At 50.0% G+C, this 13,332-nt stretch carries 14 protein-coding genes; 9 read left to right on the forward strand and 5 right to left on the reverse strand.

Annotated elements, in window-relative coordinates:
* Positions 1-64: 64 nt before the first annotated feature.
* The 3 genes from ACTJJS_RS14180 to ACTJJS_RS14190 form a co-directional block, all read right to left on the reverse strand.
* Complete coding sequence (locus ACTJJS_RS14180; RefSeq protein ID WP_440664184.1) at positions 65-541, reverse strand: hypothetical protein; 477 nt, start codon at positions 539-541, stop codon at positions 65-67.
* Positions 532-1,011, reverse strand: a complete 480-nt coding sequence (locus tag ACTJJS_RS14185; protein ID WP_440664185.1) for an RNA polymerase sigma factor — start codon at positions 1,009-1,011, stop codon at positions 532-534. Before ACTJJS_RS14185 ends, ACTJJS_RS14180 begins: the two co-directional genes overlap by 10 nt.
* Before the next feature lie 131 nt (positions 1,012-1,142).
* Positions 1,143-1,643 (reverse strand): GNAT family N-acetyltransferase, encoded by a 501-nt coding sequence (locus ACTJJS_RS14190; protein ID WP_440664186.1) that lies wholly within the window; start codon positions 1,641-1,643, stop codon positions 1,143-1,145.
* Positions 1,644-1,790: 147 nt separating this feature from the next.
* Between ACTJJS_RS14190 and ACTJJS_RS14195 the strand changes: the two genes are divergently transcribed.
* The 3 genes from ACTJJS_RS14195 to ACTJJS_RS14205 are packed head-to-tail and all read left to right on the forward strand — an operon-like array spanning position 1,791 to position 4,674.
* Positions 1,791-3,062, forward strand: coding sequence for an acetyl-CoA hydrolase/transferase family protein (locus ACTJJS_RS14195; protein ID WP_440664187.1), 1,272 nt, complete (start codon positions 1,791-1,793; stop codon positions 3,060-3,062).
* Positions 3,063-3,095: 33 nt separating this feature from the next.
* On the forward strand, positions 3,096-4,106 hold the full coding sequence (locus ACTJJS_RS14200; RefSeq protein ID WP_440664188.1) for a lipid A-modifier LpxR family protein: 1,011 nt from the start codon (positions 3,096-3,098) through the stop codon (positions 4,104-4,106).
* A gap of 28 nt (positions 4,107-4,134) precedes the next feature.
* Positions 4,135-4,674, forward strand: coding sequence for a hypothetical protein (locus ACTJJS_RS14205; protein ID WP_440664189.1), 540 nt, complete (start codon positions 4,135-4,137; stop codon positions 4,672-4,674).
* A 3-nt stretch (positions 4,675-4,677) separates the two neighbouring features.
* On the opposite strand, the gene ACTJJS_RS14210 is transcribed toward ACTJJS_RS14205, so the two are convergent.
* Complete coding sequence (locus tag ACTJJS_RS14210) at positions 4,678-5,226, reverse strand: SRPBCC family protein (protein ID WP_440664190.1); 549 nt, start codon at positions 5,224-5,226, stop codon at positions 4,678-4,680.
* Positions 5,227-5,247: 21 nt separating this feature from the next.
* Here ACTJJS_RS14210 and ACTJJS_RS14215 point away from each other — a divergent pair, with 21 nt between their 5' ends.
* On the forward strand, positions 5,248-6,732 hold the full coding sequence (locus ACTJJS_RS14215) for an Ig-like domain-containing domain (protein ID WP_168871020.1): 1,485 nt from the start codon (positions 5,248-5,250) through the stop codon (positions 6,730-6,732).
* 60 nt (positions 6,733-6,792) lie between these two features.
* Complete coding sequence (gene recR / locus ACTJJS_RS14220; protein WP_168871019.1) at positions 6,793-7,410, forward strand: recombination mediator RecR; 618 nt, start codon at positions 6,793-6,795, stop codon at positions 7,408-7,410.
* Between the two features lie 127 nt (positions 7,411-7,537).
* On the opposite strand, the gene ACTJJS_RS14225 is transcribed toward recR, so the two are convergent.
* Positions 7,538-7,753: a hypothetical protein gene (locus ACTJJS_RS14225; RefSeq protein ID WP_168871018.1), complete on the reverse strand. Its 216-nt coding sequence runs from the start codon at positions 7,751-7,753 to the stop codon at positions 7,538-7,540.
* A 415-nt stretch (positions 7,754-8,168) separates the two neighbouring features.
* Between ACTJJS_RS14225 and ACTJJS_RS14230 the strand changes: the two genes are divergently transcribed.
* From ACTJJS_RS14230 to ACTJJS_RS14245, 4 genes are read left to right on the forward strand one after another with little or no spacing between them, the layout of a single operon-like run.
* Entirely contained in the window at positions 8,169-9,185 is a 1,017-nt protein-coding gene (locus ACTJJS_RS14230; protein ID WP_168871017.1) for a homocysteine S-methyltransferase family protein, read from the forward strand.
* A gap of 23 nt (positions 9,186-9,208) precedes the next feature.
* On the forward strand, positions 9,209-11,980 hold the full coding sequence (metH, locus tag ACTJJS_RS14235; protein ID WP_440664191.1) for a methionine synthase: 2,772 nt from the start codon (positions 9,209-9,211) through the stop codon (positions 11,978-11,980).
* An 8-nt stretch (positions 11,981-11,988) separates the two neighbouring features.
* On the forward strand, positions 11,989-12,753 hold the full coding sequence (locus ACTJJS_RS14240) for an exodeoxyribonuclease III (protein ID WP_440664192.1): 765 nt from the start codon (positions 11,989-11,991) through the stop codon (positions 12,751-12,753).
* Positions 12,754-12,804: 51 nt separating this feature from the next.
* Positions 12,805-13,107 carry a DUF4286 family protein gene (locus ACTJJS_RS14245; RefSeq protein WP_168871014.1) on the forward strand — a complete coding sequence of 101 codons (303 nt, stop codon included), beginning with the start codon at positions 12,805-12,807 and terminating at the stop codon, positions 13,105-13,107.
* Positions 13,108-13,332 lie beyond the last annotated feature (225 nt).

Raw genomic sequence — 13,332 nt, forward strand, 5'->3', positions numbered from 1 at the left:
TCCACTGCCGGTTGGATTGTAAAATTGAGAAAATAATTTAAATAAAGGATTGCCGCAGGTTATATTATATATAAAAAATATTTTCTTTTTGCTCATGTATAGACACGGTGGCGGCAGCATGTTTTTCCTGCCTCTCTTTTTCCTGGCGGTATTTCAGATAATAAAGGATGGCAAAAAAGAGAAAGATTTTAGACAGGATAAAAATAATAATAAAGAATATCTTCCACCAGCGATGTACGGAGATATGGCTACCATCTTTGGGCTGGATATTGATGAACGTGTAATTGGACTGCGCATCTGCCTGTGCGCCGGCATATTCCCAGCGAACTTTTTGGAGTACCCGTTCCCGTATTTCCACAGGAGGTAACACGGCTTCATCAAAGCAGGCCTTTTCCAGCCGGCGTTCCACCAGTTCCACCTCTGTGTCCAGTTCAGGAAACAGTTTTCTCATATGCTCCAGCTCTTCCACTTCCGTTTCAGAAGCGAGGCCCAGCACATAAGACTCGATGATGCCGCTTTCGATATAAAATTTTAGTTCCAATGTTCTTTTAAGAATTTTCGGAAGGCTTTCATTGCTTCCCCCAGTATTTCATTTACCTGCCCTTCTGGTACTCCCAGCATACGGGCTATAGTTGTGATTGATAAACCTTTAAAATAACTCAGCCTGAACACCTGCTGTTCTGAAGCCGGAAGAATGATATAGAACTGCTGCAGGATACCTTCTTCTTTCTTCATCAGTTCTGTCCCTGTGAGCGCGGTTTCCGGGATGGCTTCCTTAATGGCCAGTTCCCTTGTTTTGCGTAATAACCAGGCAAATAAAGTGCGGAAGCCTGAAGAGTGGAACGCATTAATATGTTGGAATGCCCACGCAAAAACCTTGACTATAACATCGCTGGCCCTATCTTTTATAGGCACCAGCTGTAGCACAACCCCATACAGTGCGCCAGCGTAACGGTCATATAACAGCTCTTTTGCTGCAGGATCACCCAACGCCAGCCGTTCTATAAGCATTTGCTCACTTATATGTGTCAGATCTCTCCGCAAACAGTTGTGCTTACATTTATAAGTTCGCTAATTTATGAAATTATATGAATTGATCACGCTACGAGTTATTCACACATAGAGCTGAAATGGACAAGTTTCTACAGGACCATCTTGTATAGCCAGTAAGGCTGTCCAAATATCGGCGGCAGTTCTTTTATAAGCGAAAAACCCAGTTCATCATACATTTTGCGCGCAGCAGGCATTATGGTGCTGGTATGGAGCCCCAGTATTTTTTCGCCGGAATGCCTGGCATCTTCAATCGCCAGCTCCATTAACCGGCGCCCGATGCCCATCCGGCGGAAAGCAGGGTCCACTCCCAAACGGCGGATATAAGCCCATTCTGCCGGATAGATAGTGGTAGCCTGACCGGAAGGCACCATAAAAACCACGCCCACCAAACGTTCACCGGAACGGCATACAAACGTGTCTGCCTGTTTCATCAATGCAGCCAGCTTATCTATATCCGACTGGTTTTTATGCATGGTATGCCAATGCTCCGGTCCCAGTACCGGCGCAAATTCACCGTAACTTAACAATGAGAGGTCCCGTATCGCAGTTACATCTGCCGGGATAGCCATTTCATAAACAAGGGTGTCCATTTGTTTTCTTTTCCAGTGTTTGCTTATCCAACAAATAAGCATGGCTGGTTGTTGGATAAAACAGCGGCATATAAAAATACAACATGATATTACTCATAAATAATCTATCAAACGCTCGATAAATTTGCTCAAACAACACCAACGAGAATGTCTTATACTACGATCCAGAGTGCTATCCAGCTGATCCAGTCAGGCCACACCGTTTTTATCCATACCGCAGCAGCCACGCCACGGGAGCTTGTCAACGCCATGTCCAACCGCAGCAGTGAACTGAAAAATGTCCGGCTGGTAAGCATCCATACCGAATGGGATGCACCTTACGCCTCCCCTGAACATTCCCATGCGTTTGATATCGATACTTTCTTTGTCGGTAAAAATATCCGCCAGGCGGTCAACGAAGGGAGGGCCAATTACATCCCTATGTTCCTCAGTGAAGTGCCCCGGTATTTCCGTACCCTTGCATCAGGCATCGATGTGGCACTGATCACCGTATCCCCGCCGGACAAAAACGGCTATTGCACCCTCGGCGTATCCTGCGATGTGTCTAAAGCGGCTATTGACACCGCACGTATCATAATCGCGGAAGTAAACGCCAATATGCCCCGCGTGCTTGGCGACGGCGTGATCCACATTTCCCGTATCACCGCGGCCATAGCAACTGATTATCCCATCTATGCGCAGGCCGTACGGCCGCCCAGCGACGCTGAACTGGCCATCGGAGAACATGTGGCTTCCCTGATAGATGACAGGGCCACCCTTCAAATGGGCATCGGCGGTATCCCCAATGCCGTATTGCAATGCCTGCATAGCCATAAGGACCTGGGCATCCATACAGAAATGTTTTCCGATGGTATCATCGACCTGGTGGAAAAAGGTATTATCACCAACCGCTACAAAGCTATCCACCCCGGCCTGCTGGTATCCAGCTTTGCCATGGGAAGCCGCCGGCTGTATGACTTTATGGACAACAATCTTATCATCCGCCTGATGGACGTGGAATACGTCAACAACCCCACGACTATACGTAAAAACCCAAAGGTCACTGCCATTAACAGTGCTATAGAAATCGATATCTTTGGACAGGTATGCGCCGACTCGATCGGGTTCCGGCAATACAGCGGCGTAGGCGGCCAGATGGATTTCATGCGGGGCGCGGCCCTGTCTGCCGATGGCAAACCCATCATCGCCATTCCGTCTGTCACCGGCAGAGGCGTTTCCCGTATTGTATCCCGGCTGCAACCCGGCGCCAGTGTAGTGACCACACGCGCCCACGTGCATTATGTAGTAACGGAATACGGCATCGCACACCTGTTGGGAAAAAACCTGAAACAACGCGCACAGGCGCTTATCAATATTGCACATCCCGATCACCGGGAGCAGCTGCAGAAAGACGCCTTTGAAATATTCAAGGTGTTCTGATACAGATAACTGTCAGGATTAAAAGAAGGGCCTATGAAAGTTTTGTTATGGGGAATATTCATTTGTCTCAGCACGCTGCCTGCCGTACAGGCACAGATCACCCAGAATGCCACCAGACAGCTACGCATAAACGAAGATGACGATTTCTTCAATGTATGGGGAAGAGGGACCGACCGGGGTTACAGCAACGGCACGGCTATCGGTTACGTATATATGAAGAAGAAAAAATCCACTTTTATAGACAAATGGATCTTCCCAAAGGCCGGCCCCTATGCAGTGAATGTTTTTGAGTGGGACCTGATGCAGGTCATGATCACCCCCAATCAGATCGCAGACTCCTCTTTTGATCCCGGTGATTTCTATTATGCAGGCGCTCTCTTTGCCACTCATGGCCTTACCTCCTATAATCCGGCAAAAAAATTCCTTATCCACACCGAACTGGTTTTCGGCGTCCTGGGCCCCTGGGCAGGGGCTGAACAAACACAGCGCTTCTTTCACCGGCTCATTCATTACCAGGAACCGGAGGGATGGGGCAACCAGGTGCCCAACGCCCCGCTGTTGAACTACAATGCCTATTTTGAAAAAATGTTGTGGAACCCTGTCAAAAGCGTGGAAGCCCTTGGAGGTATTGAGGCACAGGCGGGCACGATGATGACATCACTAGGTGCATGGGTGTATGGGCGTTATGGACTAATCAATCCTTATTTCGGCGCACTGGACCTGAACGCTGCCGCACGCCGCAAGTTCCAGCTATACCTATTCATCCGGCCACGTTTTGCCATGAACTTCTTCAACGCTCTACTGCAGGGCGGCATCTTCAAATCTACTGACACCAATTTTGAGGAACTGTCCAACCAACAGACATCACATATGCGCCGGTTTACCATTGGCATGGACTATGGCGTGGGTATCGGTATCGGCCGCACCAGCATCCGTTACACCCAGCAAACAGCTACAGCATGGATGAGCGGCACCGGCAAACACTCTGTCGGAAATATTAGCTTGTTAATTCCCCTTTCCAAAGCAACCTATTTCCTGCAATGATGTTATCTTACTAAAAAAGAAAAAACACATGAACAGCCGCCTGTCTTTTTCCGCAGCCGTCCTCCTGTTGCTGGCCTCCTGTGGAGGCGCCACCCGTAACAGTACCGCCGATAGTGTCGCCGTTAATGACACTGCACTGAACGTACATCCTGATAACGGCAGCAGCCTTGACGTACAGCCGTTGAATGGCTATTTTGTTAAAAACACGATTCAGGTAAACGACAGCCTCACTTTCTGGCTGATTGACAATCCTGCTACCTTCGACAGCCTCTTTGGCGTTGCCAAAACCATGAACAACAAAATTGACCGTCCCGATTTTGGCACCCATGTAGTGGTGGCCGCCACTATGCCGGCCACTTTCTATGGCACGCAGATACAGCTGGCATCTGCCACCACAGACGATCTGACCAACAATGCAGAAATGCATTTCGTAGCGACAGGACAGGCGGAAAAAAGTTCCTCCAGCATGGTGCCGCTGTGGATTGGCAGCATCCCAAAAACAGGTCAGAGCAATATTAAAGTGTATACCGGCGACCAGCTGAGCACGACGCTGACCACCAAAGAATAGCCGTTATCCGAAAAGCTCCTGCACTGCACGGTGCCGGTAAGCAAAAATATGCTCCAGCTGACGCCGCACAAACAAGGTGTGCGCCAGACGGCCCAGCCATCCCAGTGGCAAGCGGTAGTGCACCGTGTCTGTCATCTCCACCCCTCCCGGTACTTCCCTGAAGTGGTGCTGGTGGTGCCATAGCTTGTAGGGGCCCACCCGTTGTTCGTCCACAAAATAATCCCCTTCCCGTACGTGCGTGATTTCCGTCATCCATTCCAGCGGGATGCCCGCCAGCGGGGAAATAGTATAAGTGATGACCTGGCCGGGATATACTTTCCTTTCATCCGGCGGCGAGGTAACGCGGAAACGTATATTAGACGGCGTGATCTGCGCGAGACCATTGGGATTGGAGAAGAAGTCCCACACCTGTGGCAGCGGGGCTGGTATAAACTGGGTGCGTTGCAGCAAAAAGATACTGGCCATGGGATAAAGGTACGCCATTGATGCCCATCCCTGTAGGTGATCAAAAGAAAAGTGAAGCTTTCCGCCGTTTTCGTAAGTTTGCAACATATTTTTAATCCGACCGGAAATATGTATCAATATATCAGGAGCTGGGCATTCTGGCTGATATCCTTTATGATTGCTGTTTCGATGACCCGTTGTGCCAACATAGTGCCACCTGGCGGAGGACCGCGTGACAGTCTCCCTCCCACCCTGGCGGCCGTGAACCCGCCGGATTCCTCCCTGCATTTCAAAAACAAGAAGGTATATTTTGTGTTTGACGAGTTTGTGGAGCTGGACAACGTGAATGACAAGCTCATTGTGTCTCCGACGCTAAAACGCACGCCTATCGTTACTGCCAAACTGCGGACGGTGACCATGGAACTGAAAGACACCCTTCAGGAGAACACCACTTACACCTTCAACTTTGCAGATGCCATCCGGGACATCAATGAGCGTAATGCTATTCCCGACTTTCAGTATGTAGTATCTACCGGCAATTACCTGGACAGCCTCCAGATGAAGGGCCATCTCATAGATGCCGAAAACGGTGTACCCGACAGTAATGTGGCCGTGATGCTGTACCGTAACCTGGAAGACTCCATTGTATCCAAGGAGAAACCTGTTTACTATGCCAAAACCCGCCCTGACGGCTCTTTCCGGTTTAAAAACATGGCTCCCGGCACCTATAAGCTGTTTGCGCTGAAGGAAGAGGACCGTGACCTGCAATACAACCAGCCATCCGAAATGATCGCTTTCGTCGAAAAGCCGATCGTCATAAAGGAAAAGAATATTGAAGGGGTGAACCTGTTACTTTTTATGGAGCGTGACAGCACCATTAAAGAGCCGCTGACACCAAAGGACTCCCTGGACCTCGCCCTGGACCAGGAAGAGAAGGACAGGGAAAAAGAGAAGGAGAAAGAGAAAAAGAAAAAAACGCCCAAGCTGCAAATCACGCCCACACTGGATGGTGGCATGCAGGAGCTGCCTGCGCCCTTACAGCTGACCTTTAACCTTCCTTTGAGAACGCTGGACAGTGCCCGGGTAATTTTAGCGGAAGACAGCACTTTTACCCCTGTCACTTTCCATACACAGATGGACAGCACACATACCAAGCTGTCTGTGCTTTACTCCTGGAAAGAAGGCACGCCGTACCGGATGATTTTTCCGGCAGATGCCGCCACGGATACCACCGGGCAACAATTGCCCAAGGCCGATACCATCAGCTTTAAGTCCAAGAAATCAAGTGATTACGCCATTTTTGGGGTAACATTGAAGATCAGTGACAGCACGCGGCAGGCCATCAACAGTGACACCATGCATTATGTGATACAGCTGGTGCAGGACAAAACCATCAAATATTCCGGCACTGCTGTTAACGGCACCTGGCTGCAGAAATTCATCACTCCCGGCGAATATGAAGTCCGGGTATTGCTGGATGCCAACGGCAACGGCAAATGGGACCGCGGGCAGTATTACAAAGAGCCCAAACGGCAGCCTGAACGGGTAATCCTCGTGCCAGGCAAACAGAACCTGAAAGCTTACTGGACCGTCCGGCCAACGATAGAAATATAATTATTGCCGTTGTGCCGGCTCCTGTGGCCAGTACAGCGGCAATATCCCTAACTTTGCATTATGGTATTCTCGTCCGCTCTGATAGAAAACGCTGTCAATGAATTTGCCAAGCTGCCGGGCATCGGAAAAAAAACAGCCCTGCGGCTGGTGCTGCACCTGTTGAAACAGGAAACGGCACAGGTACAGCAGTTTGGTGAAGTGATAGCCCGTATGCGGCAGCAGATCCGCTTCTGCAAAGTATGCCACAATGTTTCCGATGAAGAAATATGTGCCATCTGCAGTAATCATTCCCGTCACCGGCAGGTTGTATGTCTGGTGGAAAGTATCCGCGATGTGATGGCCATTGAAAACACACAGCAGTTCAATGGCCTGTATCATGTGCTGGGCGGCATTATCTCTCCTATTGATGGTATTGGTCCTGAACAACTGAATATCCAGTCGCTTGTAGAGCGGGTGAAAGACCAGGGCGTAGAAGAGGTGATCATGGCGTTAAGCCCTACCATTGAAGGGGATACCACCATTTATTTTCTGTCGAAGAAACTGAAAGATTATCCTGTGAAAATCACCACCATTGCGCGGGGTATTGCTTTTGGCGGGGAACTGGAATATGCGGATGAGATGACGCTGGCCCGGTCTATTTCCAACAGGCTGCCGCTGGACAGTTACGTCAAACCCTGATCATTTGGTCATTTTATCATTTAGCTATTGTGATTAAAATAATCAAATGGCAAAATAGCAAAATAAAATACGGGCGTTCAATAACGCCCGTCTTCGTTTAACCTGTAATTCCACGTTATGAAAAAGGTCAGTGTACGTCTTTTTCGGGCGTACCCTGAAATATGGTATGATTGGTTTCTGATTCTTTTTCGCGCAACTCTTTCCAGCGTTGCATTTCATATTTATTAAGAAAACATACCTTAAACACTGCGGGCTCACTTTCATCATTCATCTCAGGGACTGGTTGCAGGCCCAGACCTGCCAGGTGCTTCCTGAGCGCATGGATATGTTCTGCTATTGTCATGACAAAAAACTTTTGTTGTTGTAATAAAAACCGGGAAGAACTTAAGGAAAAACAGTGTGCTGTTAACAGCAGCAGCAGCGCCCCGAGGGACAGCAGGCATAGGGCTGGTGGGAGGCCATGGCCGGGTTCAACAGTATGTTCAGCTTTTGTTGTTGCATGGTGTTTTTCTATTACCCTACAAATATAGTAGACTTTATAGACTTCTACCAAATAAAAATATTAATATAGACAAAATCTATATAAAAGGCAGTTAATATCACCCAGGGAAGAAATGCCGTCCCATACAGGACCTGACAGGCAAATAACCTGTTTTTACAATGAAAATAGCGTATCTTTACAGGATATACGGGGTGGATTTGTTTATTGTTCGACCCTGTTAGATTTTAACAGCAACTAATAAACAGCAAAGAAAATCATGAAATCTTTACAAGACTGCGCTAATGAGCGTGTGCTCATCATCGACGGTGCCATGGGCACCATGATCCAGCGATACAAACTCCAGGAAGCTGATTACAGAGGTACCCGTTTTGCCGACTATCATATGGACCTCAAAGGCAACAATGACCTGCTCAATCTCACTCAACCACAGATTATCGAAGCCATTCACAAGGAATACCTGGAAGCAGGCGCCGATATTATCGAAACCAATACCTTCAGCAGTACGTCTATTGCCATGGCCGATTATGATATGCAGGCCCTGGCTTACGAGCTGAATGTGGCAGCGGCCCAACTGGCGAAAAGGGCAGCTGCGGAATACACCGCCAAAAACCCGGACAAGCCCCGTTTTGTGGCAGGAGCCATCGGTCCGCTGAACAAGACCCTTTCGCTCTCTCCCGACGTGAACAACCCCGGTTACCGCTCCGTTTCTTTTGATGAAGTGGCAGAAGCCTATGAGGAGCAGATAAAAGGCCTTTCAGACGGCGGCGTGGACATCCTGCTGATTGAAACGATTTTTGATACGCTTAACTGTAAAGCGGCCATATACGCCATCAAAAAGTATTTCCGGGAATCCGGCAAACCAGAGCTGCCGGTAATGATCTCCGGTACCATTACGGATGCATCCGGACGTACCCTGAGCGGCCAGACGCTGGAAGCTTTCTATATCTCGGTGATGCACGCCAATCCTTTCTCCGTAGGCCTTAACTGCGCCCTTGGCGGCCAGCAGATGCGCCCTTACGTGGAAGAACTGTCCAACATCGCCAGCTGCTATGTCAGCTGCTATCCCAACGCCGGCCTTCCCAACGCATTCGGGGAGTATGACGAAGAACCGGAAGATACCGCCTGTATCATTGAAGATTTTGCCAGTTCAGGCTTTGTGAACATTGTGGGAGGCTGCTGCGGCACCACGCCGGACCATATCCGCCATATTGCACAGCATGTAAAAAACATCGCACCACGCCGGAAACCCGAGCTGGTGGACACCCTGGCATAACCCTCTAAACAGCGAAATCAATCATGAGCGCAAGCACACATTCCAATACGGTCAACGAAACGATAGTCATAGAACCGGAAAACACCCAACAACGGGTCATCCGGCCATATATGCGGCTTAGCGGCCTTGAACCACTCGTGGTAAGGCCCGAAACCAATTTCATCAACGTCGGTGAACGTACCAACGTAACCGGCTCCAAAAAATTTGCCCGCCTGATACGGGAAGGCCTCTATGAAGAAGCCTTGTCCGTTGCCCGCCAACAGGTGGAAAACGGCGCCCAGATCCTGGACGTAAACATGGACGACGCCCTGCTCGACGGGGAACAGGCCATGGCCACCTTCCTGAAACTGCTGGCCGCCGAACCGGATATTTCCCGTATCCCCATTATGATCGACTCCAGTAAATTCAGCGTTATTGAAGCCGGCCTGAAATGCGTACAGGGCAAATGCGTGGTAAACTCCATCAGCCTGAAGGAAGGAGAAGCCAAATTCATTGAGCAGGCCTACATCTGCAAAAGCTACGGCGCCGCAGTGGTGGTCATGGCGTTCGATGAACACGGCCAGGCCGACACCGAAGAAAAACGGGTCAGCTTCAGCCATCGTGCCTATAAAATACTGACCGAAGTAGTGGGTTATGATCCACAGGACATCATCTTCGACCCCAATATCTTCGCTATCGCTACCGGTATAGAAGAGCATAACAACTATGCGGTGGAATTTATCAACGCCACCCGCCGGATCAAAGAACTGATGCCACTCGCCAAAGTGAGCGGCGGCGTCAGCAACGTGTCCTTCTCTTTCCGCGGTAACGAAACCGTGCGTGAGGCCATGCACTCCGTGTTCCTCTTCCACGCCATCAAAGCCGGTATGGACATGGGCATTGTGAACGCCGGCATGCTCCAGATATACGACGACATTGAACCACAGCTCCGCGAGCTCTGTGAGGACGCCATACTAAACCGTCGCGAAGACGCCACAGAACGCCTGATACAATTTGCCGAAACGGTGAAAGCCAAAGGCAAAGTGATTGAAAAAGACGAGACATGGCGCCAGGGATCCGTGGAAGAAAGGCTTAGCCACGCCCTGGTAAACGGTATCACCGAATATATAGATGCTGATACGGAAGAAGCCCGCGTCAAATACCCTCGCCCGCTCGATGTCATCGAAGGCCCGCTGATGGATGGCATGAACATCGTAGGCGACCTGTTTGGCAGTGGTAAAATGTTCCTCCCGCAGGTGGTAAAAAGCGCCCGCGTGATGAAAAAATCGGTAGCCATCCTTACTCCTTATATAGAAGAAGAAAAACTGCGCAACCAGGCCATCAACGGCGGAGAAATCAAGTCTGCCGGAAAGATCCTCCTGGCCACCGTTAAAGGCGACGTACACGATATCGGTAAGAACATCGTAGGCGTAGTACTGGCCTGTAACGGCTACGAGATCATCGATCTCGGCGTAATGGTGCCCGCAGAAAAAATATTGCAGACCGCCCGCCAGGAAAAAGTGGACATCATCGGCCTCAGCGGCCTGATCACGCCCAGCCTGGACGAGATGGTGCACGTGGCCCGCGAACTGCGCCGCCAGGAATTCGATATTCCGCTGATCATCGGAGGCGCCACCACCTCCCGTACCCATACGGCAGTGAAAATTGCACAGGAATACGCCCATGGTGTGGTCCACGTACTGGACGCCTCCCGCAGCGTGACCGTTACCGGCAGCCTGCTTAACAAAGCCCTGAAAAAGGACTTCCTGGCCTCTGTGAAAACAGAATACGAAAAGCTGAACGAGTCCTTCAAAAATAAAAAACCGGTCAAACAGTATCTTCCTTTTGCCACGGCGCAGGAAAACAAAGCCCCGATCAAATGGGACGCCTTCACCCCCGTGAAGCCGAAGTTCACCGGTGTAAAGGTTTTTGAAGACTACGACCTGGCAGAAATAGCCAAATATATCGACTGGCAGCCTTTCTTCATTGCCTGGGAACTGCACGGTAAATTCCCGCAGATCCTGACAGACGAAGTAGTAGGCACAGAAGCCAGCCGACTTTACAAAGACGCGCAGGAGTTGCTCGGAAAAGTGGTCAGCGAAAAATGGCTGGGCGCCAAGGCGGTGATAGGCCTTTTCCCGGCCAATGCCATCGCCCCGGACACTGTACAGGTTACGCCCGAGCAGGCAGACATAGCACCCGTCAAGCTCGAATTCCTGCGCCAGCAGATCAAAAAAGCACCCGGACAGCCCAACCAGTCCCTCGCTGACTATATCGCCCCTGCCTCCACCGGCAAAACCGATTATATCGGCGGATTCGCCGTCACAGCAGGTATTGGCATCGAGAAATGGCTAGATAAATTCAAAGCAGAGCACGACGACTACAACAGCATTATGCTGAAAGCACTGGCCGACAGGCTGGCGGAAGCATTTACAGAGCTGCTGCATGAGCGCGTGCGTAAAGAGTTCTGGGGCTATGCCAGTGATGAGCACCTCAGCAATGAAGCCCTGATCCAGGAAGAATACATGGGCATACGCCCGGCGCCGGGTTATCCCGCCTGCCCTGAACATACAGAGAAATACAAGCTGTTTGACCTGTTGAATGCCACCGAAAACACCGGCATCACCTTAACCGAATCATTGGCCATGTACCCTGCCGCCAGCGTAAGCGGATGGTATTTTGCCAATCCGGAAGCCCGGTATTTCGGGCTCGGTAAAATTGAAAAAGACCAGGTAACGGACTATGCAGCCCGTAAAGGCTGGACGGTGGAAGAAGCCGAAAAATGGCTCCGCCCAAATCTGGAATATGACATTTAATCCAACACATGAGAATCATATCGTATAATGTGAACGGCCTCCGTTCCGCTATGACCAAGGGTTTCACCGAATGGCTCCAAACTGATCCTGCAGACGTGATCTGTCTGCAGGAGATCAAAGCCCATCAGGATAATGTGGACTTCAAACAATTTGAAGCGCTGGGCTACGAACATTACTGGTACCCGGCACAAAAGAAGGGGTACAGCGGTGTTGCGGTACTGACGCGTATTACACCCGACAAGGTGTATTACGGCAGCGGACATACTCAGAGTGATGAAGAAGGGCGCTTTATCCGGCTGGATTTCGGCGATCTGACACTGATCAATACCTACTTCCCCTCCGGCACCAGCGGGGATATTCGTCAGACTTACAAGTACCAGTGGCTGGAAGAATTGTTCGCACATCTGGACGAACTGAAACAAACCCGGCCAAACGTAGTGCTGTGCGGCGATTACAACATCTGCCACAAGCCTATCGATATCCATGATCCTGTCAGCAATAAAAATTCCACCGGTTTTCTGCCGGAAGAAAGGGCATGGATGGACCGTTTTTTTGAAAGCGGTTTTGTGGACAGTTTCCGGCATTTTAATGCCAACCCGCACCAATACAGCTGGTGGAGCTTCCGCGCTAATGCCCGGAACAATAACAAAGGCTGGCGTATTGACTATATCAATGTGACCACCCCGTTAAAGGAGAAGCTAAAGCACGCCACCATCTATCAGGAAGTGAAACATTCAGACCACTGTCCGGTGTTCCTGGAACTGTCTTTATAGGCAGGTTTTACAGTCACGGGACAGGTGGATTTTATACCCGCAGCAACATTTATGATCATATACAACGTAACGGCCAAAGTGGCCACAGATACGCATTCCGCCTGGTTACAGTGGATGCGGGAAGAGCATATTCCAGCGATATTAAGCACCGGCCTTTTTAGTGATTACCGTATGTGCCGGCTGCTGGAGCAGGATGACGCGGAGGGGCCTACGTACGTGATACAGTTCTTTACCTCCAGCCTCGAGCACTATCAGACCTTCCAGGCCGTACAGGCAAACGCGCTACGGCAAAGGGGCTACGACCTGTTTGGTGACCGTTTTGTGGCCTTTCATACCGTTATGGAAGTCATTTAAACCATGCTTAACAATTAAACTTATCCACAGGAAATTCACTATTTTCAAGGCCTCCGGAGTTTGGTACAATACTTGGAAAAGCCCCTCTTCTACAGCCTAAAAGTCCGGAAATCAGCTATGGGACAACGTTTTACGAGAGCCTGCTAAAGTTCATCTCTTTAGCAGGCATCCACCCAATCAGCTGTAACCGTTACCTGTAGCGTTTTTCAGCCGATAAAAATTTCT

The organism is Chitinophaga sp. 22308, from assembly GCF_052045305.1.
In the GTDB taxonomy this organism is placed as follows: Bacteria; Bacteroidota; Bacteroidia; order Chitinophagales; family Chitinophagaceae; genus Chitinophaga; species Chitinophaga varians_A.

Coding starts and splice junctions, on each gene's coding strand:
- ACTJJS_RS14185 (WP_440664185.1), bottom strand. CDS start 1,011: ATGCTTATAGAACGGCTGGCGTTGGGTGATCCTGCAGCAAAAGAGCTG.
- ACTJJS_RS14190 (WP_440664186.1), bottom strand. CDS start 1,643: ATGGACACCCTTGTTTATGAAATGGCTATCCCGGCAGATGTAACTGCG.
- ACTJJS_RS14195 (WP_440664187.1), top strand. CDS start 1,791: ATGTCTTATACTACGATCCAGAGTGCTATCCAGCTGATCCAGTCAGGC.
- ACTJJS_RS14200 (WP_440664188.1), top strand. CDS start 3,096: ATGAAAGTTTTGTTATGGGGAATATTCATTTGTCTCAGCACGCTGCCT.
- ACTJJS_RS14205 (WP_440664189.1), top strand. CDS start 4,135: ATGAACAGCCGCCTGTCTTTTTCCGCAGCCGTCCTCCTGTTGCTGGCC.
- ACTJJS_RS14210 (WP_440664190.1), bottom strand. CDS start 5,226: ATGTTGCAAACTTACGAAAACGGCGGAAAGCTTCACTTTTCTTTTGAT.
- ACTJJS_RS14215 (WP_168871020.1), top strand. CDS start 5,248: ATGTATCAATATATCAGGAGCTGGGCATTCTGGCTGATATCCTTTATG.
- recR (WP_168871019.1), top strand. CDS start 6,793: ATGGTATTCTCGTCCGCTCTGATAGAAAACGCTGTCAATGAATTTGCC.
- ACTJJS_RS14225 (WP_168871018.1), bottom strand. CDS start 7,753: ATGACAATAGCAGAACATATCCATGCGCTCAGGAAGCACCTGGCAGGT.
- ACTJJS_RS14230 (WP_168871017.1), top strand. CDS start 8,169: ATGAAATCTTTACAAGACTGCGCTAATGAGCGTGTGCTCATCATCGAC.
- metH (WP_440664191.1), top strand. CDS start 9,209: ATGAGCGCAAGCACACATTCCAATACGGTCAACGAAACGATAGTCATA.
- ACTJJS_RS14240 (WP_440664192.1), top strand. CDS start 11,989: ATGAGAATCATATCGTATAATGTGAACGGCCTCCGTTCCGCTATGACC.
- ACTJJS_RS14245 (WP_168871014.1), top strand. CDS start 12,805: ATGATCATATACAACGTAACGGCCAAAGTGGCCACAGATACGCATTCC.